This window comes from Mesorhizobium sp. L103C105A0 (assembly GCF_000502215.1).
Lineage (GTDB): Bacteria > Pseudomonadota > Alphaproteobacteria > Rhizobiales > Rhizobiaceae > Mesorhizobium.
The window spans coordinates 979,111-1,001,201 of the sequence record NZ_AYXF01000001.1 but is presented as its reverse complement, the minus strand read 5'-3'; the positions used below and the strand labels follow the sequence as shown (position 1 = coordinate 1,001,201).

The following is a 22,091-nucleotide window of genomic DNA, read 5'->3' as shown; positions in this document are numbered from 1 at the left end:
CGCTTGCTTCGGGGTCAGCTCTGTTGCGGGCATTGAGGCACCTTGCGGTCTGAGCGCATGCGGAATTATACGTTTGAACCTTGCGACTGAAATGGTTCGTTGGGGCTCGTGTTTGGGAGTGGCGACCGTGGACGAGAGTACAAATGGTGTTCGTGTCGAAAGGATCGACGGCCAATGGGCGGTGCAGATCTTTGAGAACGGCGAAACCACCCAGCATCTTTTCGAGAACGAAGAATTTGCCAGGAATTTTGCGGCCGGTCAGCTGATAAGGCTTAACTCCCCGCCTATCCAGCCAAAGCGCAGGCAGGAGCTACCCAGCGATTCGTAGGTGCGCCGCACCTCTAAAGCGAAAGCCGCCCGGTTGGACCCGAAGCGGCTCTAAATAATATGCAGTTTCTGCGCTTTTCGGTTGCGCGATGCGCAGTTTCTGCGTCTATTCATTTCGCCGAAGCAATCCCGCTTCGGCAACGGACTGGAGGACACCATGAGCTTCAAGCTCACCTTCCACGTCCGGTTCGGCAGATGGAGATTGGCTCTCTCCATAGGCCGGTAACACCGGAGCCGGGTGGGGGTCCAAACCTCACCCGGTCCCGATATAGCGCAACGCAGGGCTCAATTCAATGGAAGCGATGAACGCACAACAATTGGAATGGCTCCGCAATGATCTTGGCTTGACGCAAACACAGATGGCCGAAGAGTTGGGTTTGAAACTGCGTGCCTACCAAGAAATCGAGGGGGGCAAGGCGACCCTTCGTAGGATGCATATCCTTGCTGCAGAACGGGTTGCATTGGCGCACGGCGCGAAAGGAAAGATCGGGGAAGGATCGATGTCGGATATTGTGTCATTCGACTGGTATGAACAGCTGATGGCAGACGCGAAGGCCTTTACCGATCCGCTTGTGTGATAAAAACCGATGCGCAACAAAAAACCCGCCTCATTCGGGCGGGTTCCGGCGCAAATCGTCACCGTGCCCAAATCTCTACCATACGTGACGGCACGTTTCAACTGTTGTGACGGGTTGCGGACTGCGACCCGTAGTGAAAAACGAGACGTTCCAGACCCATGCGCAAGAGCTGGGCCGGAATGTCTCGGACCACGTTCTCCCGCTGCGCCACTTCCTTGATCGACATCCCGAGACCGCATACCGCATCGATTACAGCCAGGATCTCGGGATAGACCAGAGCTTGCCGCGCCCGCGCCATCACCGCGTGGTTGTCGATCAGCTTGGCCGGGACACTCGCACCGGATCGGCCGCCGTCGACGCGCTCGCCCATGCCCATGGTCTTCAGGCCCTCGCGCGTCGCCAATTCGAAGTCAGCGCGATAGCGAGTACCCGCGTCCCGCTGCTTGTATGTCAGGCTCGAAATGCCCTTGAGGGGATCGACATTGCGAACCCGGGCTATGCCACCCGTGCTGATATAGCCGCCATTGCTGACATCGTAGACGCGCCTTGCGTCGGCGGTGCCGGCAATGAGCCGGTCGCGACCGTGATCGTCCTTCTGGACAGCGAAGTCATGGCCAAGGTCTCGCCGAATCTTCGCCTGTTCCGCTTCGCCTTTCCGCATCTTCGGAACGGTCAGCTTGCTGTTCCTGCTTTTCGTCATACTGGTTGTTGCTCCGGGTTGCGCTTCCATAGTCTGTCCATCAGTTGATCGTACCGCTCCGGCCCGAGGTGCTTGAACTCACATTCGTGGAAAGCTTGCGCCAGCATCTCGTGCAGATCGTTGCGGATCGTGTCCCAGAGGATCGGGCTTACACCCTTCCATGCCATTTGCTCTTGCCGCAGCTTGAAGGCGCGACGGATGTAATCGGACAGCGCCTGGTCACAGTCGAAGATCGCGTGATGGTACGCGTCATCAAGTTCAGCCTGGGAGAGCGTTTGCATCATGACGCCTTCCGCTTGCCGAAGGGCAGAACGTTCGAGCCAGGATTATTCTTACCGGCCCCTTCTTTCCTTGGGGTACTATCTGAGGGGTACTTGTCTGCAATGGTTGCAGTGACAGGACTGCAAATTTTGCAGTGACAACCGGGGTTATGTCCCTGCAATGGTTGCAGTGACACATCGCTTGTTTGCGACGTTATCTTCTTCAGCCGAGATTTGGCCTTTTGTTGCCTCAAGCGCTCTCGATGGAAAGCCGTCATGGCCGCGACGTGCTCGATTGCTTCATCCCGCCAGGGATTGATCAGCTTGAACGCGTCAACGGTGCCGGAGCCGCCGGCAGCGATCATGTACGGCCTTTTGGCTTCATTCTTGCCGGCGAGACGCGTTCGGCTTGTCCAATATTGCCGTTCGCTCAGTCCGGTTTTTGCGCAACCCAGCGTGATGGAAAGCCATGCTTTACCCGAAGGCCATTCCATGACCGACATATATGCCGCCAACAGTTTCAAGTCGGCAGCAGTCATCACCGGGTCCGCGTTGGCTGTCTCGATGAGGTCAAGTTTGAAAGAAGCTTTCGAGGTGTCGAGTTCCTTTTTCATGAAGTGCCTTTCTTGCGCGCTGCGTTCGCCATGACGGCTGTCAGGGCTCGCTGCACGGCAAAGATGCTTGATCGTTGGTGAAGGTCGTTGAAGTCCGTCCCGATATCGGGCGGCATGCCAAAGGGCAGCGACGTTTTGCGGGCGTAGTATTCGCTGGCGCCGAGGCCATCGAACTGCTTCAGCGGCTTGTCATTCTCAGCCGCGATGAAAACCCGCCCGCCGCTGTGGCCAGCTACAGTGACGATATTGGCGGCCGAGAAGCAGCAGAGGACGGTCGGTTTGATCTTCATCCCCTGCAGAGCGGCGCGGACGGAGAGGCCCGTTGCATAGCCTTCACAGAGCCAGGTATCGACGCCGGTGCTGATCCGGTGGGCAGCGCCCCATGTGGCCCCGCCGAAAAGAAACTTCTTGGTGCCGTCTTCCCAGATCAATTGTGCAGACGCCACTTGGCCGCCGATGCGGGCCGGTATGACCATCGCGGAAGAACAGCCGGCATCGGGCACGAGGTAATCGCCGCCGATCCGACGCACATCTTCCACCCGGATCACCATGGCCTTTTCGTCACGAAACCCTTTCGCGGCCAGGTAGGGGTGCGCGGCGATCTTGGCCGTGGCGATCATGTCCGACGCTAGTCGGGCAGCGCGTGCCGCGTCGGCCTGCTTCTTGCGCTTTGAAAACTCGATTTGCTTTGCGATTTTCTGCCGATCGCGTTTCTCGACCTCCCCACCCATCCCGACGGTTACAGTCTCACCGGTTTGCCAGTTGAAGGCCGTGACGTGTGTTTCGTTGATGATGACGCGCCCGTCGCCCTTGCCGTTCTTCCCGGACAGCGTGTCGGTGTGAAGCCACTTGCCGTAGCTGCGTTCCTTTGGCGGAATGATGCCGACCGAAGAGCATGCGTCGTCGATCGCGTCTTCGATGCTCATGCGGCGCGCCTCGGCTTGTTGCGGAACTGTTTGATTTCGCGTTCGACAAGCTGCCACTCGTCAACCTTCACCTGGCTGTGTTCGCAGGCCGCATCGAACAGGCCATAGGGCAGCTTGCTGCCGGGGTAGATGCCGCGCCAAACGCCATAGGCCCACTTGCGAGACGATTCCTCCCCCTTGCGCCCATTGGACAGGCAATAGGCCAGCGCCGTGTTCCAGATCGACTTCGGATCTTCCAGGCATTTCGCGCGCAGACCTTTGCGCGGCGTGAAGGCGTTCTTGATGCTGAAATCGACATCGATCAGCTCGCCTTCAACGACTTGAATTTCGCCATACTTCGGCCGCTGCCAGCCGCAGGAAACGCAAGCAGCGTGGTGGGGCTCCATTTGAAGCCCGCACTCGCCGCAAAAGTATTTCTGTTTGACTTTCTGGTTGGGCTCCCGAGCCTCGCCGTCTTTCTTTTGAGCGCTCGACAGGCTGTGGACGCCATGTTCGAACAGCCAGGCAGTGTCTTCAGCGAACGTGACGCAGTTGCCGGAGTGATCCAGCCACAGCCCGAAATCTTTGCCTTCGGAAATGCGCATCACGCGCCCAAGCTCTTGGATATGGGACGAGAAGGATTTTCTGTAGGGCCTGCAGGAGATGCCGCACATCACGTCCGGCACGTCGAAGCCCTTGGTCAGTACCGCGCAGGAAACGAGCCCGTGGATCGCGCTGTCCGGCTTGCGGAATTCTTCGATTTTGTCGCGCCGCTCTTTGTCCGAGGCGTCCAGGTAGCTGATTTGTTGAAAGTTGAAGCCAGCCGCGGCGAACTGCCGGCAAAGCTCTTCACCGTGGGCAACGGACGGTGAGAAAACGAGGGTCTTCACCGGACCCCCGAAATGCTTTTGTGTCTGTTGAACCCATGTATGGATCACGTCGCCAATGATTGTTATCCCGCGTTGGCCGGCGTCGGTTTCGTCGTACTCGCCGGTGAACGCCTTCTTCGCGCCCTTCATGTCAGGCGCGACGCACGCTTTGATCTTGAGCGGGGTCAGCCAACCATCCGCGAGAAGCTGATTGGTCGTCGCGCCGTTGACGAGGGCGTCCCAGTGGTCGGCCATACCGTCGGTGAAAGGCGTCGCGGTCAAACCGACGACGATGGCGTCTTTGGCGCGTTCGACCAGCTCAAGATTGGATTGGTATTCGCAATGAGCCTCATCAATGATGATGAGCTTCGGCAGCTCGCTGTCCAGATATTTGCGCCGTCCTAGCGTTTGCGCCGATGCCACCTGCACAGGCTTCGTCGGATCGGTCAGCCAGTGATCGGCCTGGATAATGCCGTGGTCGATGCCGTATTTTGTGAAGCGCTCGCTGGTCTGGTCGATCAGCGTGACGCGATCCACGATGAACCAGGCTCGAGAATTCTTGGCTTGGTTTTTGGTCACGAGATCGATTGCGGTCTCTGTCTTCCCGAACGCCGTCGGCGCCACCAAGATGATCCGGCGTGCGCCTTCGCGGATACGCTGCCGCAAAAGCTCTTCCGTTCTGATCTGGTGAGGACGGAGCGATATCTGGTGATGGGCTGGCGGAAGCGCGTTCATACCGCTACCCCCGGCGCTTCGTCGATCATGCGACCGCACGTCGTCAGGAACCAGGACCAGTCCATTTCCGAAACCCCGGCCGGCTTGGTCAGGGACAGATAGCGGGCGAACTGTTCGGCCCATTCGCGAGGCGCGCCAGCTTCAAACTCGACGATCGCGGCACGCTCTTCGAATTCGATGTTCTCGTCCGAGCGCAGATATTCGGCGACGGCCTGACTGTTCTTGGTGATGTACGTTTTCGCGGATGCAGGCAGCTTCTTCGGGTTCACGATCCGCAGGGAGTTGCCGTCCAGCACGATGTTTGCGCCAAACGACCGCACTCTGCTGAAGAGATCGGCCACGTCAGCCAAGGGAAATGACCTCATCATCCGAAGATCGCGGATCAAGGGGAATGACCACGTCGCCGGACCAGCCGAGATCAGTGGCGCGCTTCTGCCACCCCTTTGCCCGCTTCATCCATCCGGCCTTGTCTTCGCTCTCCTGGATCAGCCGGGCGTTGAGGGTGCGAATTTCTTCGTCCTTCCCAGCGATCACAGCTTCGAAGCCGCCTTGCTGATACTGCACCCACATGTCGGCGAACTTTGCGTTTTCAGCCTTGAGCGATGCGTTGTCCGCTTCCAGGCCGCGCACCCGTTCTTCCAGTTCAGACACACGGTCTACAGTCTCGACATTCGAGCCGTCGGCTTTGGTCTTAGCGACTCCGCGAGTGGTAACGTGCTGCTTGACTGCATCGGGCAGGGCAGCGCGGGATTGTTCCCGTTGGCGGTCATGGTCGACCTTCGCTTTATCCTTCGCGGCGCGCTTCTCCGCTATGACATCGGTGGCGGCCTTTGCAGGCTCAGCACCCCTATCGATGCGTGCGACTATCTCGGCCTTCACAGCCGGCAAATCGTCCTTGATCGCAGCGGCGTCGCGCTGCGTGATTTGTGCCGCATGCGGCACAAAATCTTCGATCTCGCGGACGACGCGGCCGAGGTCGAGAAGCCGGTAGGAATTACGCCGAGACATTGCGAATTCGGCCTTTACATAGGCTTCCCAGGTCGCATGGCGCAGCGCCTTCCATGCCTCGCGCTCCTGCGCCTCCAGGAGAAGCGCCCACACATTGTCAACGGCTTTGCGGATGCGGACTGTAAGCGCGGCGGCCTCCCGTTCGGTAAGTGAGCGGGTCGCCGGAGCTGTCTTCGCGGTTTTACGGATCATCATGCGGCATCTTTCATAGCGAGCAGTCGGCGAAGTTCCGCCAAGGCTTCGTCAACGGTAAGGGCGGATGCCGTGATCCCGGTCGACGGGTCGCAGGCGATCACCGTGCCGTCGCAGGTGCGAACAACAGTGAACGCTTTCTCGCGGCAGGTTTCAGCTGGTGCAGCAAGCGGCGATGGGCGCCGTCGATTGCGATCTTGCCATTTTCCATGCGCCAGACGGTCGTGTAGTTGCAGCCGAGGTAGGCCGCCAGGTTCGAACGCTTCCAGTTCCGGGCGTTGCGGATCGCCACGATGTCGGACGGCGTTATCGGTGCTGCTTCTGCGATGTCGGGCGTTTCGGTCATCAACGTTCCTATGCGTTCGGCAGCTATCAATGCGTTAAGCATAGCACATCATCGGCAGAAAACAATGCAGCGCGCATCACTCTTTTCATGCATAATGCATCGGAATTCAATTTTCATGGGGATTTTCTATGCCGTCCGAGGATAATCGCGCCAGCCGCCTACGCAGTGCGCGCCTATACGCTGGCTACAGGTCAGCCACTAAAGCAGCGGAGGACCTCAAGGTGCCGGTCGGCACCTACGCCGGCCATGAAAACGGCTCGCGTGATTTCGACACCGAAACCGCTAAGCTCTATGCGTCATTTTTCAATGTCCGGCTTGCCTGGCTAATGCTCGGCGAAGGACCACGTTCGGACGCCGGCCTGAGAGAGCCAGAGCGGATTTCGATTGATGAATGGGACCCAGCCGAGCCTGACCACGTCAGCCACATCGACAGCGAGAATATTGGCGATGACGGCGGCGTCCTGTCAGGTGCGCAGCGCTACACGCCAAAGACGCCAGGAGCTACGCCGGAGATTGATGTAAGGCCCGGTGCCGGTCACGGACAGGCAGGGGCCGAGGTGGTGGCCATATCGAGCGCAGGGACGGTGACCGGGCACAAGGTCGTGAATGAATGGCTGATTCCGGACAGCTTCTTCAGGCACGAGCTGCAGGCGTCGCCCGCCGGCTCGATCTTCATGGCGGTCGTCGGGGATAGCATGGTTCCGACGCTCTATCCCGGCAACCGGATCATCGTTGACACCAGGCAAAGCAGCTTCGGCGCCGACGGCATTTATGTGTTCGATGACGGAGACGGCGAGCCCAGAGTAAAGCGGCTGTCGAAGGTACTGTTCAGCCAGCCGCCGGCGGTCACAATCCTTTCCGACAATCCTGCTCACCCTCCGCAGAACGCATTGCTTGAACATGTCCGAATCATCGGTCGCGTCGTCGGACAGGTCTCGCGCCTATAATTTTTTTCTGCGCGCGATCGCATAAATCAGTGCGCAATGCATTGACTTGGTTAATGCAGAATGCATTAATAGCTTCATCGATAGAGGAGCCATCCCATGCACACAGCCGCTCATTCAATCTTCGCCGATCTCGCCCGCCCGCTCAATGTCGATTCGGACGGCTCGTGCCGCCGGCTATAACCCTGGACGATCTGCCGATGTTCGCGACCGATTTGCAGATCGCAGAAGCCATCGTCGGCAGGGAAAAGGCTGAAAAATGGACACGCGAGCGCCTGCCAACCCTTGCCAACAAGCCCGGTTTCCCGGCTATTGATGAATTTCACGGAGGGCGCCCGGTCGCCTTGGTGCGCAGGTTCTACGAAAACTATCTCGGAACCGGCCCAACCACGGCAACGGCGCCACCCGGCAAAGCGGACGCAAGCCAATGGAAGTCGAAGACCAGACAAAGGCCCCAGGCCTGAAATGGATCAAGCGCGCCGGCGGGCGCGTACCGCACTGGATTGCCGATGAGAACGACGTCAAGAACGGCTATATCCCGAAGACGGTGAACCTCTACTACCTCGCCGATCAGCCGGAGATGCTCAAGGCAAAGTGCGATGCGCTGCAGGCCGAGATGCTGCTGTGGCGCACCGGCTATCGCGCCGATCCGCTGAAATTCGATGGTGCCATCAAGTCACTGCTGACCATTTACGAGACCCACAAGCGCAGTCCCTATCGTAAGCTGAAGCCTGGGTCGCTCCGGCCTTACAATCACTACCTCAAAAACCTCAAAGCCCACGTCGGCAGCGTCCGCCTCGATGAGACAACCGGGGTTGACCTCATAGACTGGCACGACGTGTGGTCTGAGAACGGGCGATACCTCGCCGCAGCGTCAACTGCCCGTGCCGTGCTCTTCGCTGCCGTCAGCTTCGGAATCATGATGCGTCTGCCCGGTTGCTCGGAACTGGCTGTTGTCATGCGCGAGACAGCGAAAAAACTCCCCCACCCAAAACCCCGCAAGCAGTCTGCCACCGCCAACCAGATCATTGCGGCGCGCGCAGCTGCGCATCAGGCCGGACGGCCTTCGTCGGCACTCGCCTATGCCCTGTGCTTCGAGACAGTGCTTCGCCTGTGGGACGTGATCGGCCAGTGGTGGCCGATGGACATGGGCGGAATTTCCGAAGTGCTCGACGCCGACCGGGATCTGAAATGGTTCGGTCTGCGCTGGGAAGATATCGACGCCGCCATGGTGCTGCGCTACACGCCATCCAAGACCGCCGACAGCACTGGCATCAGCATTTCGTATTCGCTGAAGAAGGCGCCGATGGTCATGGAAGAACTGCAGCATTGGCCGATCGAGAAGCGCAAGGGGCCGATCATCGTGGCCGAGGAAAACGGGTTGCCCTGGCGCGCCAAGATATTCGCGCAGCGGTGGTCGGTCGATCGCAAGGTCGCGGGCCTTCCCGTGGCCCTTTGGGCTCGAGACTTGCGAGCTTCAGGCATTACCGAGGGCAGGGCATCCGACGCCAGCCTGGACGATGCCAGCAAGGTCGCCGGCCATAGCGCAACCAGCACCACCAAGCAGTATGATCGCGCCGTGTTGGAGGCCGCCGACCGCTTTGCTGACGCGCGCGTCAAGCGCCGTGAACAGAGCGGTAACGGCAGCGGTAACGCGCGGTAACGGATTAAGAAGTTCGTAAGGAATTTCAACGGCCTGCACGAGCCCTGCTTTAACGCGCCCTTAAACCGCCGCATCTACCCTCCAACCCGAGCGCCATTGACACCGGGAAGACAGCGCAACGCATGGCGAACCGCAGAGACAGTCGCATCGAACCCAGCTTCGAGGGATCGCCAAAGGCGAAATCCGCGGCCGGTTTTTCGGTGAACGAGGAGGATCGGGTCGTGCCGGCCAATCGCAAATCATCTTCGGCGCGCAAAACCTCCAAGGCAAAATCATCGTCACGCGGCAAGCGCGGCAAACCCCGGCGCGGGCTGTTCGGCGTGATGGCGCGGATGTTCTACTGGTGCTTCGTGCTCTGCATCTGGGGCGGCATCGCCGTGGCCGGCATTGTCGTCTATTACGGCGCCAAGATGCCGGCGGCCACCACCTGGTCGATCCCCGACCGCGCGCCCAACATCAAGATCGTCTCGGTCGACGGGCAACTGCTTGCCAACCGCGGCATGAGTGGCGGGGAGGCGGTCGGCCTGCACGAAATGTCGCCCTACATTCCGGAAGCCGTCATCGCCATCGAGGATCGCCGCTTTTATTCGCATTTCGGCATCGACCCGATCGGCCTATCGCGCGCCATGGTGACCAACGTTCTGGGCCGGCGTTTCTCGCAGGGCGGCTCGACGCTGACCCAGCAGCTGGCCAAGAACCTGTTCCTGAAGCCCGACCGCACGCTGGAGCGCAAGGTGCAGGAAGTGCTGCTGTCGCTCTGGCTGGAGCACAAGCATACCAAGGACCAGATCCTCGAAATGTACCTCAACCGGGTTTATTTCGGCTCCGGCGCCTATGGCGTCGAGGCGGCCTCGCGTCGCTATTTCGGCAAGAGCGCGCGCGATGTCACTCTGTCGGAGGCGGCCCTTCTCGCCGGCCTCTTGAAGGCGCCGTCGCGACTGTCGCCGGCGCGGGATCCGAAGGCGGCGGAGGAGCGCTCGCAACTGGTGCTGGCCGCCATGCGCGACGAAGGCAAGATCAGCGCCAAGGAACTGGCCTCGGCGATGAGCGCGCCGGCAACGCGCGCGCCATCCTATTGGACCGGCTCGGAAAACTATGTCGCCGACACCATCATGGAAGAATTGCCCGATTTGATTGGTGACGTGCGCAGCGACATCGTCGTCGACACCACCGTCGACCTCAACCTGCAGAAGCTCGCCGAACAGTCGATCCGCCGGCTGATCGACGAGAGCGGCAAGAAGCTCAATGTCAGCCAAGGCGCGCTGGTCTCGATCGACAATTCCGGCGCCGTGCGCGCCATGGTCGGCGGCTACGACTATTCGACCAGCCAGTTCGACCGCGCCTCCGAAGCACGCCGCCAGCCGGGCTCGGCGTTCAAGCCGTTCGTCTATATGGCCGCGCTGGAAGCCGGCCGCACGCCCGACAGCGTGCGCAACGACGCACCGATCAAGATCGGCAAGTGGACACCGGACAATTACGGCGGCAAGTATTTCGGCAAGGTGACGTTGGCGACCGCTTTGGCGAAGTCGCTGAATTCCGTCGCGGCACAGCTAACCATGGAGGTCGGCCCCGACGCGGTGGTCGAGGCGGCGCACCGCATGGGCATCCAATCCGATTTGATCGCCAACACCTCGATCGCGCTCGGCACTTCGGAAGTGACGCCGCTGGAGCTGACATCGGCCTATGTGCCGTTCGCCAATGGTGGCTACAAGCCCGACATCCATTTCATCCGCCGCATCACCACGACCGAAGGCAAGGTGCTCTATGACGACAATGGCGGCAGCGCGCCGCGCGTCGTCGTCAAGCAGAACATTGTCGGCATGATGAACTCGATGATGACCGGCACGGTCGAGATCGGCACGGCGAAGAAGGCGGCCTTCGCCTGGCCGTCTGCTGGCAAGACCGGAACCAGCCAGAATTCGCGCGACGCCTGGTTCGTCGGCTACACCGCAAACCTCACCACCGGCGTGTGGTTCGGCAACGATGACGGCACGCCGATGAAGAAGGTCACCGGTGGCGCGCTGCCGGCACAGGCCTGGCACGAGTTCATGGTGGCCGCGCATGAAGGTGTGCCGGTCCGGCCGCTGCCCGGCACCTGGAAGTCGACGCCGCCCGACACCATCGTGCCCGACGATATTCCGTCAGTCGATAACAATCAGGCGGCGCCGTTGCCTGCCGTGGCCGTCAGCCGTTCTGAGCCTGCTGCCGCGCCGGCACCTGCTGCTGTACCCGCACAAGCACCGGTCCGCCGTCCGGCCGAAACCGTCGATGCCGACGGTTTCGACATGCCGGGCGACGGCGGCACCACGGCCTCGATCAAGCATCCGGTACCGCCGGGCAGCGTCGGCGGCCCGACCAAGAAGCGGAAAACCTCAATCCTGGATATTCTCGGCGGCGGCTGAGCGGCTCGTCATTCTAGCTTCGAATCAAATGCGAGCTGGCAATCCGTTCCTCATATGAGAGCTGCGGTGACAATTCGGCCTCTCGCCACCTTCGCGGCATTCGGCTACATCTCCGGCCGGAGTGACAGACATGGCTGAGACCGACATCAGAAAAACCATCGTGCTGACCGGAGCCAGCCGCGGCATCGGCCATGCCACGGTCAAGCGCTTTTCGCGTGAGGGCTGGCGGGTCATCACCTGTTCGCGCCAGGCTTTTGCCGAGGATTGCCCGTGGCCGGCCGGCCCGGAGGACCACATCAAGGTCGATCTCGCCGACCAGGAGGATGTCGGCATCGCCGTCTCGGAGATCCGTCACCGGCTGGAAGCGCATGGCGGGCAATTACACGCGCTGGTCAACAATGCCGGCATCTCGCCGAAGCTCAAGGACGGCAACAGCCGCATGGATTCGATCGACACGCCGATGCATGTCTGGCGCGATGTGTTCCAGGTGAATTTCTTCGCGCCGATCATGCTCGCGCGGGGCCTCTTCAAGGAGCTTGCTGCAGCAAAAGGCTCGATCGTCAACGTCACCTCGATCGCCGGCACGCGCGTGCATCCTTTCGCCGGCACCGCCTATGCGACCTCGAAGGCGGCACTCGGCTCGCTGACGCGCGAGATGGCGCATGATTTCGGCCCGCACGGCATCCGCGTCAATGCGATTGCGCCGGGCGAGATCGACACCGCGATCCTGTCGCCTGGCACCGACAAGATCGTCGAGACGATCCCACTCAGGCGCCTTGGCGCCACCTCGGAAGTCGCCGACATCATCTTCTTCCTGTGCTCGCAGCAGGCGTCCTATGTGACGGGCTCGGAAATCCACATCAATGGCGGCCAGCACGTCTGAGCACTGACAGACTGCTCATCCGGCGATGGTGAGAACAGCCTTGCCGCTGAAGCTGCGCTGTCTGAGCGCATCCAGGGCCTGAGCAATGTCTGTCCACGGCAACGTCAAGTACACGCGGGTTTCCAGCCGGCCAGCCGCGACCAGAGCGAGCAGCGAGGCGATGTCCGCGCCAATGGCTGGACCGGATGTGTAGTAGGCGAAAGTCTGAAGCCTCGCTCCCTCATGGCCCGGAACGAACTGTCTGAAGCCAACCGGCGTGAGTTCGCCGCTGCTCGAACCGAACATGACGATGGTGCCGCCGGGGGCGACGCGTTCGATGGCATGGGCGAGGCTTTGGCCGCCGACCGACTCGGTGATCAGAGAGAATGGCCCTTCGGCCAGTTCGATCGACTCGACGACTTCGTGAGCACCAAGACCGCGGAGATCCTCGGCGTGCCGGGCGGCGGCGATTGCAGTCACCGCGGCGCCTTGCTCGCGGGCGATCTGGATCTGGAAACGGCCGACCGCGCCGCTGGCGCCGGTGATCAACACCTGCTGTCCCGCGAGGTCGCCGCCATGGCGCAAGACCCTGAGCGCCGTCGTGCCCGCGACCGGAAGCGTGGCGGCGGACCCGAAGCTGACCTCGTCCGGGATGACGGCGAGGCGGTCGGTCGGAACGGCGACCTGTTCGGCCCAGCCGGCCTCGTCGACCAAAGCCACAACCCGGGCGCCGACGGCAGGCCCGGAGCCATCGGCTGCCGCCCGCTTGATTACTCCAACCACGTCCTGGCCAGGTATCCAGCCTTCCGGGCGTATGGTGAGCAGGCGCAATTCACCGCGGTTCAAGGAGGTTGCGTGGACGCAGACAAGCGCTTCGTTGGGGAGGGGCCGAGGGTCCTCGACCTCGGCGAGACTGATCCGGGTGATGCTCTCGGGAGAGATGACAAGCGCGCGCATGGGAAGCCTTCCTGCCGGTTTGTGACATGCCAGCCACGAACCAGAGTCTATCGACTCCCCGCATCAAAGAATTTAGCTATCATGGCGAATAGTCGCTAAAAGCGGTCAATTGTGAGACAGCCTCTCCGCTACCCCTGGGTCGATTTCGATGTCGATGATGTGCAGGCACCTGCGATTGCCGTGCGCGTCGAGGTTACCGAGACTAGGGCGGAAGTGGCGACCCATTGGCACCGCAAGGGCCAGCTCGTCTTCGCGCTCGGCGGTGGCGTCACATGCCGGGTGCCCAGCGGTCTGTGGATGGTGCCGCCGCATTGCGGTGTGTGGATCCCCAGCAGTATGGAACACAGCAACATCGCCACCGCCAATGCGCGGATTTTCTTCGTCTATATCGAGCCGGGAGCCGCCGATCTGCCGGACCGGTGCTGCACGCTGTCGATCTCGCCGCTGCTGCGCGAACTGATCGTCGAGCTGGCCGATCGCGTGGAGGAGGATGAGGCGAGGGACGTGCTGCTGACCACGATCCTGCTCTCCGAACTGCCGCGCATGCCGGTCCAGCAGCTGCATCTGCCGATCTCCGCCGAGCCGCGCTTGCGGCGGATCGCCGATGCGTTGGCGCAAGACCCTGCCGACCGCAGCACGCTTGCCGAGTGGGCCAGCCGCGTCGCGCTCTCAGAAAGCAGTCTCGCCCGTCTTGTGGTGAAGGAGACCGGACTGAGCTTCGGCCGCTGGCGCCAGCAATTGCACCTGATCGTCGCCATAAGGGAGCTGGCCTCCGGTGCGAGTGTCCAGCAGGTTTCGGGCGATCTCGGCTACGCCTCCGTCACCGCCTTCATCACCATGTTCAAGAAAGCGCTCGGCAAGCCGCCGGCAAAGTATCTCAGCAGTGTCGCATACAATGGCGGCTCCGCCTTCGTGGCGTAATCAACGCGCCTGTGGGCAAGCCTCAGGCCGGGGAGGGCTCAATGGCTTCGGCGGCATCGGCTTTTACTCCAGCACTTCTTGCACGATGCCGCGGGCGATCTCGCGTTCGCCCATGATGACGGTGTCGGCGCCGAGGCCTTTGAGATGCTCGACCCCGGCATCGGAATGGGCCCTCGCTATGACGTTGATGCCGGGATTCGCGGCGCGTGCCCTGAGCACGATCTGCCCGGCCTCGAACGCGTTGGGGATGGCAAGGATCAAGCGTTTGGCCCCCTGCGGATTGGCGGCGGCAAACACGCCCCCATTGGCCGCATTGCCGGAGACGATTTCGACGCCGTCGTCTCTGAGCCTCGCCAGCGTCTTGTCGGCGTCCTCGATGACCAGGAAGGGCAGCGATGCCTGTTTCAGCGCCGCGCCGACCAGGCTGCCGACGCGGCCGTAGCCGATCAGGATGGTGTGGCCCGAAAGCGTTGTGCGTGGCGGTGGGCCATTCTCTTTTGCCGCGGCGGCCACCGAGGCCACTTGTCCGGGCTGCGTCGCCGGGCCGACCGGCTTGGCCTCTTCCGGTGGTGCTGCCTTGGCGGCGCGCGCGTCCAGCCATGGCTTCATCCAGTCGAGGGCGAGGAACATCAGCGGATTGACCAGGATCGACAGGATGGCGCCTGCCAGGATCAGGTCGCGTCCCTGTTGCGGCAACAGCTTCAGCCCGACGCCGAGCTCCGCCAGGATGAAGGAGAATTCGCCGATCTGCGCGAGGCTGGCCGAGATCATCAAGGCGGTTCCCAGCGGATAGCGGAAGGCGATGACGATAACGAAGGCGGCCAGCGACTTGCCGATGACGATGATGGCCAGCGTCGCCAGGATCGGCCAGCCATTGCTCATCAGGCTGAACGGATCGAACAGCATGCCGACCGAGACGAAGAACAGCACCGAGAAGGCGTCGCGCAGCGGCAGTGATTCCTCCGCCGCGCGGTGGCTGAGCTCGGATTCGCTCATGATCATGCCGGCGAAGAAGGCACCGAGCGCCAGCGAGACGCCGAACAGTTTGGCGGCGCCGAATGCGACGCCGAGCGCGATCGCCAGCACCGCCAGCCGGAACAGTTCGCGCGAGCCGGTATGGGCGACGTAATGCAGGATCCACGGAATGACCCGGCGGCCGACCACCAGCATGACGATGACGAAGGCGGCGACCTTGGCGAGCGTGAGGCCGACGACGCCCCAGATGCCGTAGCTGGCCGGCAGCGACAAAAGGCTCGCATGGTCATCGACCTGCGGCTGGCCGCCGAGCACGCCGGCCAACGCCGGCAAAAGCACCAGCGCCAGCACCATGGCGAGGTCCTCGACGATCAGCCAGCCGACGGCGATGCGGCCGCGCTCGGTCTCGATCAGCCGTCGCTCCTGCAACGCGCGCAACAGCACCACTGTGGACGCGACGGAAAGCGCCAGGCCGAAGACCAGGCCGGCGCCCATCGACCAGCCGAGCATCCAGGCAAGGCCGGCGCCCAGCGCGGTGGCAAAGCCGATCTGGACGATGGCGCCGGGTACGGCGATGGCGCGGACGGAGAGAAGGTCCTTCAGCGAGAAATGCAGGCCGACGCCGAACATGAGCAGGATGACGCCGATTTCGGCCAACTCATTGGCAAGGCCGGCATCGGCGACGAAACCCGGCGTGTTCGGTCCGACCAGCACGCCGGCGACGAGATAGCCGACCAGCGGCGGGATGCGAAAACGGTTGGCGAGCGCCCCGAAGATGAATGCCAGCCCCAGACCGGCGACGATGGTGGCGATAAGGGGCGTGTCATGCGGCATTGTCTATGGAGCGCCTTTCGGGAAATGTCGGGTGTGCGCCGCCCGCAGCCGCCGCCTTTGCAATATGGTGGAGGGGGTGCGGGCGACGCAACCCGCGAGACGTAAATTGGTGGCCAGAGGCGCCGAAAAACGAAAGGCGCGCGCAGCGAAAACGCTGCGCGCGCGAATGATCTATGAGATAGCGTCAGGCTGCCTGCTGCAGCATGGCCTCGATGTCGATCAGCGGGCGGTTGGTCAGTGTCTTTGGGATCTCCGCCTGCACCTTGTCGGTGACTTCCTTGTGCAATTTCTTGCGCATGGTGCCGAGCACCAGCGGCGGCGCGACCAGCACGATGTCGTCGAAGATGCCGTGATGGGCGAGCTTGTAGAGCCGGTCCGCGATCTCTTCGGCAAAGCGTTCCTTGCCCTGCCGGTGCCAGTCGGTTTCCTCAACCGCGCTGCGATGCACGGAGGGGCCGTCATTGTAGCGGCCGGGACTGTCGCTGCCTTGTTCGCGCGTTGCCGGATTGTCCTGGTTCATCTCCTGGAAGAGCTGCAGGTGCGGATAGAGATTGTCGCCCTCGTTCTTCAGGAACAGCGCTTTCTCGCCATCGGCCACCATGACCAGAAGGCCATGTTTCAGGTTGATCTTGCTCATTTGCGGGCTCCTGCTTGAAGGTTCAAATCCAGCCGACGATTGTCTGTTACGGCAGGGGCAGAACGCGTGGTGAAGCGGGAACGTTCCACTTCGTTCGCCGAGATCGCACGCAGCCATATCCAGCCCGATCTAACGTCCATCGGAGCAATGTCCGAGGTGACGGCTTTAATCTACTAAATTAGTAGAATTTAGAAAAAACAATTTTGCAGCTTGGCCGCCTGCCGGATAAAAGAGCCGCAGAACAAGGCCTGCGGCAGCAGCTTGAATCCGCCTGATATGCGGATGTGGAATATTTTTCTCTTGGCCCTTTGGCTTGCGGAAAACCGATTGCCTCCCGTCAGGGGATGCGCGAGTGGGTTCCTTCAGCTTTTTCGCGTCCGCGCCTAAAACTGCCGAATTGTTCCGGAATGTGTTCGTCATGCCGCACGCCAATCCCAAGCTCACCGCGTTCCCGGTCTTCATGCGGGTCGAAGGCGAAGCCGTGGCCATCGTCGGCGGCGGAGGCGAAGCATTGGCCAAGGCGCGGCTGCTTGATCAGTCAAGCGCGACACTGCGCATCATCGCGGATGTTGCCGACGCCGAATTGCTGAGCTTCATCGCCACGACCGGCGCCATCCGTATCGACGCCCCCTACGACGCCGCGCATCTCGAAGGCGCGATCCTGGTGTTTGCCGCCAGCGGCGACGAGACGCTCGACCGCCGCGTCGCCGACGATGCGCGCCGCCTTTGCATTCCGGTCAATGCCGTCGACCGGCCGGAGCTGTGCGATTTCTTCACCCCGGCGCTGGTCAACCGCGCCCCGGTCGCCATCGCCATCGGCACGGAAGGCGCCGGTCCGGTGCTGGCGCAGATGCTGCGCAGCCGCATCGACCGCATGCTGTCGCCGTCGCTCGGGCCGCTGGCAGCGCTTGCCGCCTCGTTTCGGGGTGCCGCCGAAAAGCTGCTGCCGAAAGGCAACGCCCGCCGCCAGTTCTGGAGCAGTTTTTTCCAGGGTGCACCGGCGCGCGCCGTCGAAGCCGGCGAGCTTTCGCAGGCGCATGACGCCGCCGCCGATCTGTTGCTGTCGAAGGCTCCGGCTTCGGGCCATATCGCCCTGGTCGGCGCCGGGCCAGGTGCTGAGGATCTTCTGACGCTGCGCGCGCATCGGCTTTTGATGGAAGCCGACGTCATCGTCTATGACGCGTTGGTGCCGGAGGCGATCGTCGCCATGGGCCGCCGCGACGCCGAGCGGCTGCCGGTCGGAAAACGCAAGGGATGCCACACCAAGAGCCAGGCCGAGATCAATGCGCTGCTGGTCGATCTTGGCAGGCAGGGCAAGCGCGGCGTGCGGCTGAAGTCGGGCGACCCGCTGGTGTTCGGCCGCGCCGGCGAGGAGATGGCCGCACTGCGCGATGCCGGCATCGCCTATGATGTCGTCCCCGGCGTCACCGCCGCCTTTGCCGCCGCCGCCGATTTCGAGCTGCCGCTGACGCTGCGCGGCGTCTCCTCGTCGATGGTGTTCACCACCGGCCATGATCTGAAGGGCAATTCGCTGCCGGATTGGGCCAAGCTCGCCATTTCCGGCGCCACCGTCGCCGTCTATATGGGCCGCTCGGTCGCCGCCGAAGTCGCCGGACGGCTGATCGAGGCCGGCCTGTCGCCGGACACGGCGGTTGCCGTGGTCGAGAATGCCAGCTTGCAGAACCGCCGCCGTTTCCACGGCACGCTGGCCGATTTGCCGTCGCTGGAAGCGCGCGCCGATCTGACCGGTCCGGTGATGACCATCATCGGCGACGCGGTTGCCGGCGCCAACTTTGAACGTTCCGAGCCGCTCGCGGCTCATAGTCATGAGGGCGCCGCCAACGCGGCCGACGCAGAGGTCGAGCCATGAAGATACTGACCGCAAACCGCCTCTCCGACGGCATCGCCGTCTGGTACGCCGATGGTGGCTGGGCCGAGACGGTCGAGCATGCCGACCTTGCCCATGACCAAGCGGCAGAGGACAGGCTGGAAGCAATCGGCGCCAAGGCCAACGCCAACAATCAGGTTGTCGACGTCAATCTGATCGACGCTGAAGTCGTCAATGGCATCGTCGTGCCGGTGCGGCTGCGCGAAAAGATCCGCGCCGCCGGCCCGACCATCCGGGAAGATCTGGGCAAGCAGGCTGCGCGGGCAGCGTAACAAAATACGGGCGGACGCGCCCTGAAAGACGAAACATGTACCGCTACGATGAGTTCGACCACGATTTTGTCCAGGCCCGCGTCGCCGAGTTCAGCGACCAGGTCGAACGCCGGCTGTCCGGCGAGATCACCGAGGATCAGTTCCGGCCGCTGCGGCTGATGAACGGCGTCTACCTGCAGCTGCACGCCTACATGCTGCGCATCGCGGTGCCCTATGGCACGCTGAACAGCGCGCAACTGCGCATGCTCGGCCACATCGCGCGCAAATACGACAAGGGCTACGGCCACTTCACCACGCGCCAGAACATCCAGTTCAACTGGCCGGCGCTGTCCGACATTCCGGCGATCCTGGCCGATCTCGCCAGCGTCGAGATGCATGCCATCCAGACCAGCGGCAATTGCATCCGCAACGTCACCGCCGATCACTTTGCCGGCGCCGCCGCCGACGAGGTCGCTGATCCGCGCCCCTATGCCGAGATCCTGCGGCAATGGTCGTCTGTGCATCCGGAATTCTCGTTCCTGCCGCGCAAGTTCAAGATCGCGGTGACCGGGGCCGAGCGCGACCGCGCCGCCATCCAGACGCATGATATCGGTCTGCATCTGAAGAAGAACGCCGCCGGCGAGCTCGGCTTTGCCGTCTATGTCGGTGGCGGCCAGGGCCGCACGCCGATGGTGGCGCGCAAGATCCGCGACTTCCTGCCGGAAGCCGACCTGCTGTCCTACTGCACGGCGATCCTGCGCGTCTACAACCTCTATGGCCGCCGCGACAACAAGTACAAGGCGCGCATCAAGATCCTCGTCCACGAGACCGGCGTCGAGGAAATCACCCGCCAGGTCGAGGCCGAATGGCAGGAGCTGAAGGACGCCGAGCTGAAGCTGCCGGAAGCCGACATCCGTGCCATCGACGCCTATTTCGCGCCGCCGGCACTGACCGCCCGGCCGGAAGGCGACGCGGCGATCAAGCTGGCGCGGCTCGATTCCAAAAGCTTCTCGGATTGGCTCGACCAGAATGTCGTGACGCATCGCCATCCCGACTATGCCGCGGTGACGATTTCGCTGAAAGGTATCGGCGAAGTGCCGGGCGATGCCACCGACAGCCAGATGGAAGCGGTCGCCGACATCGCCGAGAAATACGCGTTCGACGAACTGCGCGTCAGCCATGAGCAGAACCTGATCCTGCCGCATGTGGCGCGCGCCGATTTGAAAGCGGTCTACGACGCTTTGGTCGACATTGGCCTCGCGACGGCCAATTCCAACCTGATCAGCGACATCATCGCGTGCCCTGGCCTCGATTATTGCGCGCTGGCGACAGCGCGCTCGATCCCGATCGCGCAGGAGATTTCGCTTCGCTTCGCCTCGCTTGAGCGGCAGCGCGAGATCGGCGAATTGAAGCTGAAGATTTCCGGCTGCATCAATGCCTGCGGACATCACCATGTCGGCCATATCGGTATCCTCGGCGTCGAGAAGAAAGGCTCCGAACTCTACCAGGTGACGCTTGGCGGATCGGCCGACGAGAACACCTCGGTTGGCGAAATCATCGGCCGCGGCTTCTCTTCGGAAGAGATCACGGACGCCATCGAGCAGATCGTCGACACCTATCTCGGCCTTCGGCTCGGTCCCAGTGAACGTTTTATCGACGCCTACCGCCGTGTCGGTCCCGCGCCGTTCAAGGAGGCGCTCTATGCTGGCGAAACCAAGGCCGCTTGACCGCATCGTCGACGTCGACGACAGCATCGCCGCCAAAGCGGCGGGCTTCGACGCGCTGTATGGACATCTGAGCCCGCTCGACATCATCGAACGCGCGGCGAGCGAATTGTTTCGTGACGAGATCGCCGCCGTGTCGTCCTTCGGCGCGGATTCCGCCGTCCTGCTGCATATGATCGCCAAGGTCGACCGCACGCTGCCGGTCATTTTCCTAGACACCGGCAAGCATTTCGAAGAGACGCTGGGCTATCGCGATGCGCTGGTCGCCGATTTCGGGCTGACCAACATCAGGGTGATCAAGCCCGAAGACGCGGCGCTCGAGCGGGTCGATCCGACCGGCAATCTGCACCAGAGCAACACCGATGCCTGCTGCGACGTGCGCAAGGTCGAGCCGCTGGCGCGCGGCGTCGCCCCCTTCCGGGCCTGGCTGACCGGCCGCAAGCGCTTCCAGGCGGCGACGCGAGCCGCGCTGCCGGTGTTCGAGGCGGTCGGCCCGCGCGTACGCGTCAATCCGCTGGCGCACTGGACGACATCCGACCAGGCTGACTACATGCGCGCGCATGCGCTGCGCGAAAATCCGCTGGTTGCGTACGGCTATCTGTCGATCGGCTGCTTCCCATGCACGCAGCCGGTGCAGCCGGGCGAGGATGCGCGAAGCGGACGCTGGGCCGGTCATGCCAAGACCGAGTGCGGCATCCATCTGTCGGGACTGGAAGTGTCGCTGACCGACGCATCCCTTTAAGCTATGGTGATATTCAGGTGAGGCTGGCCTGCAGCGGCGGCTTCCGCTCGGAGGCCGCCGGTTTCGTGTGGACCGGCTTTCGCGGACTTTCGATTTTTAGGGCTTTAGGAATTTTCTATGACTGAACAGACCACAGCGGAGACCCGCCTCTGGACCCCGACGGGTTTTCGCGAAGACGAGTGGACACATGCCGAAAGTGCGGATGCACCGGCGGGCAATGGCCGCTTCATCCTGCCGTTGCAGGCATTTCTCGGCCTCGATGCCGAGGTGCGGCGCTCGGCCAAGGAGCGGCTGGGCGTCGCACTGCTGCCGGGCGACCAGCTGGAAAAGATCGTGGATCTGCTCGACCAGCTGTCGCTGGTGGCGCTGGCCTTTCCGGCCTTCAGCGACGGCCGCTCGTTTTCCAAGGGCGAATTGCTGCGCAACCGCTACCATTTCGAGGGCGCGGTCCGCGCCACGGGCCAGGTGCTCGTCGACCAGCTGCCGCATATGCTGCGCCTCGGCTTCGACGAGTTCGAGATCTCCAACCCGGTTCTGCTGAAGCGCCTCGAAGAAGGCCGCACAGGCGGGCTGGGCCTTTACTATCAGCCGACCGAAGCGTCGGAGCCGAAGGGGCCGAAATACTCCTGGCGGCGCGTTCGCAACAGCTGACGCAGCGGTAATTTCGCCTGTCTTTACAAAGACTGTGATCGGGCCTTCTCCTGGCTGTCCGGACGGAAATATCCGCCGGGCGCGAGGGAGGAATCGGCGCTCATCG

General features: G+C 62.4%; 25 protein-coding genes. 13 read left to right on the top strand and 12 right to left on the bottom strand.

The annotated features are described in order from the left end of the window. The first annotated feature begins 127 nt into the window (after positions 1–127). Together X727_RS24755 and X727_RS159800 are read left to right on the top strand one after the other, a co-directional pair. Complete coding sequence (locus tag X727_RS24755; RefSeq protein WP_245266144.1) at positions 128–328, top strand: hypothetical protein; 201 nt, start codon at positions 128–130, stop codon at positions 326–328. 292 nt (positions 329–620) lie between these two features. Next, on the top strand, positions 621–905 hold the full coding sequence (locus X727_RS159800; RefSeq protein ID WP_031195517.1) for a helix-turn-helix transcriptional regulator: 285 nt from the start codon (positions 621–623) through the stop codon (positions 903–905). 97 nt (positions 906–1,002) lie between these two features. Here the strand turns inward: X727_RS159800 and X727_RS159805 are convergent, their stop codons facing one another. The 8 genes from X727_RS159805 to X727_RS159840 form a co-directional block, all read right to left on the bottom strand. Then, positions 1,003–1,635: a DUF6456 domain-containing protein gene (locus X727_RS159805; RefSeq protein ID WP_245266145.1), complete on the bottom strand. Its 633-nt coding sequence runs from the start codon at positions 1,633–1,635 to the stop codon at positions 1,003–1,005. Beyond that, positions 1,602–1,889, bottom strand: coding sequence for a hypothetical protein (locus X727_RS159810; RefSeq protein ID WP_023831670.1), 288 nt, complete (start codon positions 1,887–1,889; stop codon positions 1,602–1,604). The genes X727_RS159805 and X727_RS159810 overlap by 34 nt, the downstream gene beginning before the upstream one ends. Continuing rightward, a complete protein-coding gene (locus X727_RS159815; RefSeq protein WP_023807207.1) occupies positions 1,886–2,479 on the bottom strand; it encodes a hypothetical protein in 594 nt (197 codons plus the stop codon). The genes X727_RS159810 and X727_RS159815 overlap by 4 nt, the downstream gene beginning before the upstream one ends. Beyond that, positions 2,476–3,405 (bottom strand): hypothetical protein, encoded by a 930-nt coding sequence (locus X727_RS159820; protein WP_023807208.1) that lies wholly within the window; start codon positions 3,403–3,405, stop codon positions 2,476–2,478. The genes X727_RS159815 and X727_RS159820 overlap by 4 nt, the downstream gene beginning before the upstream one ends. After that, a complete protein-coding gene (locus X727_RS159825; protein ID WP_081726042.1) occupies positions 3,402–4,988 on the bottom strand; it encodes a DEAD/DEAH box helicase family protein in 1,587 nt (528 codons plus the stop codon). The genes X727_RS159820 and X727_RS159825 overlap by 4 nt, the downstream gene beginning before the upstream one ends. Continuing rightward, complete coding sequence (locus X727_RS159830; protein WP_023831672.1) at positions 4,985–5,338, bottom strand: hypothetical protein; 354 nt, start codon at positions 5,336–5,338, stop codon at positions 4,985–4,987. The genes X727_RS159825 and X727_RS159830 overlap by 4 nt, the downstream gene beginning before the upstream one ends. Beyond that, entirely contained in the window at positions 5,331–6,191 is an 861-nt protein-coding gene (locus X727_RS159835) for a hypothetical protein (protein ID WP_023833686.1), read from the bottom strand. Before X727_RS159835 ends, X727_RS159830 begins: the two co-directional genes overlap by 8 nt. Before the next feature lie 97 nt (positions 6,192–6,288). Next, complete coding sequence (locus X727_RS159840) at positions 6,289–6,534, bottom strand: transcriptional regulator (protein WP_023833685.1); 246 nt, start codon at positions 6,532–6,534, stop codon at positions 6,289–6,291. Positions 6,535–6,662: 128 nt separating this feature from the next. On the opposite strand from X727_RS159840, the gene X727_RS159845 reads away from it, so the two are divergent. From X727_RS159845 to X727_RS159865, 5 genes are all read left to right on the top strand, one after another. Beyond that, the gene (locus tag X727_RS159845; RefSeq protein ID WP_023831675.1) at positions 6,663–7,481 is read left to right on the top strand and encodes a LexA family transcriptional regulator; all 819 of its coding nucleotides are present in this window, start codon (positions 6,663–6,665) and stop codon (positions 7,479–7,481) included. Positions 7,482–7,678: 197 nt separating this feature from the next. Then, positions 7,679–7,942: a hypothetical protein gene (locus X727_RS159850; RefSeq protein ID WP_023807215.1), complete on the top strand. Its 264-nt coding sequence runs from the start codon at positions 7,679–7,681 to the stop codon at positions 7,940–7,942. Further along, positions 7,906–9,141 (top strand): integrase, encoded by a 1,236-nt coding sequence (locus X727_RS159855; protein WP_023833683.1) that lies wholly within the window; start codon positions 7,906–7,908, stop codon positions 9,139–9,141. Before X727_RS159850 ends, X727_RS159855 begins: the two co-directional genes overlap by 37 nt. A gap of 122 nt (positions 9,142–9,263) precedes the next feature. Continuing rightward, positions 9,264–11,543 (top strand): transglycosylase domain-containing protein, encoded by a 2,280-nt coding sequence (locus X727_RS159860; RefSeq protein ID WP_023833682.1) that lies wholly within the window; start codon positions 9,264–9,266, stop codon positions 11,541–11,543. 130 nt (positions 11,544–11,673) lie between these two features. Next, on the top strand, positions 11,674–12,426 hold the full coding sequence (locus tag X727_RS159865; RefSeq protein WP_023686590.1) for an SDR family oxidoreductase: 753 nt from the start codon (positions 11,674–11,676) through the stop codon (positions 12,424–12,426). Between the two features lie 15 nt (positions 12,427–12,441). On the opposite strand, the gene X727_RS159870 is transcribed toward X727_RS159865, so the two are convergent. Beyond that, complete coding sequence (locus X727_RS159870; protein WP_023833681.1) at positions 12,442–13,362, bottom strand: zinc-binding dehydrogenase; 921 nt, start codon at positions 13,360–13,362, stop codon at positions 12,442–12,444. A 111-nt stretch (positions 13,363–13,473) separates the two neighbouring features. Between X727_RS159870 and X727_RS159875 the strand changes: the two genes are divergently transcribed. Then, positions 13,474–14,283 carry a helix-turn-helix transcriptional regulator gene (locus X727_RS159875; protein ID WP_023833680.1) on the top strand — a complete coding sequence of 270 codons (810 nt, stop codon included), beginning with the start codon at positions 13,474–13,476 and terminating at the stop codon, positions 14,281–14,283. A gap of 63 nt (positions 14,284–14,346) precedes the next feature. On the opposite strand, the gene ybaL is transcribed toward X727_RS159875, so the two are convergent. The 3 genes from ybaL to X727_RS1000000167755 all read right to left on the bottom strand — a co-directional run bounded on the left by ybaL (position 14,347) and on the right by X727_RS1000000167755 (position 17,149). Continuing rightward, entirely contained in the window at positions 14,347–16,092 is a 1,746-nt protein-coding gene (gene ybaL / locus X727_RS0133345; RefSeq protein WP_031203914.1) for a YbaL family putative K(+) efflux transporter, read from the bottom strand. Between the two features lie 184 nt (positions 16,093–16,276). Continuing rightward, on the bottom strand, positions 16,277–16,729 hold the full coding sequence (locus tag X727_RS159880) for a host attachment family protein (RefSeq protein ID WP_023686586.1): 453 nt from the start codon (positions 16,727–16,729) through the stop codon (positions 16,277–16,279). A gap of 165 nt (positions 16,730–16,894) precedes the next feature. Beyond that, entirely contained in the window at positions 16,895–17,149 is a 255-nt protein-coding gene (locus X727_RS1000000167755; RefSeq protein WP_155923522.1) for a hypothetical protein, read from the bottom strand. Between X727_RS1000000167755 and cysG the strand changes: the two genes are divergently transcribed. The 5 genes from cysG to X727_RS159905 all read left to right on the top strand — a co-directional run bounded on the left by cysG (position 17,148) and on the right by X727_RS159905 (position 21,985). Next, positions 17,148–18,599 carry a siroheme synthase CysG gene (gene cysG, locus X727_RS159885; RefSeq protein WP_023833679.1) on the top strand — a complete coding sequence of 484 codons (1,452 nt, stop codon included), beginning with the start codon at positions 17,148–17,150 and terminating at the stop codon, positions 18,597–18,599. The two genes, X727_RS1000000167755 and cysG, sit on opposite strands and share 2 nt — an antisense overlap. Continuing rightward, positions 18,596–18,889, top strand: a complete 294-nt coding sequence (locus tag X727_RS159890) for a DUF2849 domain-containing protein (protein WP_023833678.1) — start codon at positions 18,596–18,598, stop codon at positions 18,887–18,889. The genes cysG and X727_RS159890 overlap by 4 nt, the downstream gene beginning before the upstream one ends. A gap of 35 nt (positions 18,890–18,924) precedes the next feature. Further along, complete coding sequence (locus X727_RS159895; RefSeq protein ID WP_023683051.1) at positions 18,925–20,595, top strand: nitrite/sulfite reductase; 1,671 nt, start codon at positions 18,925–18,927, stop codon at positions 20,593–20,595. Continuing rightward, a complete protein-coding gene (locus X727_RS159900) occupies positions 20,570–21,334 on the top strand; it encodes a phosphoadenylyl-sulfate reductase (RefSeq protein ID WP_023833677.1) in 765 nt (254 codons plus the stop codon). Before X727_RS159895 ends, X727_RS159900 begins: the two co-directional genes overlap by 26 nt. 117 nt (positions 21,335–21,451) lie before the next feature. Beyond that, positions 21,452–21,985, top strand: a complete 534-nt coding sequence (locus X727_RS159905) for a DUF934 domain-containing protein (protein WP_023833676.1) — start codon at positions 21,452–21,454, stop codon at positions 21,983–21,985. Positions 21,986–22,091: the final 106 nt, after the last annotated feature.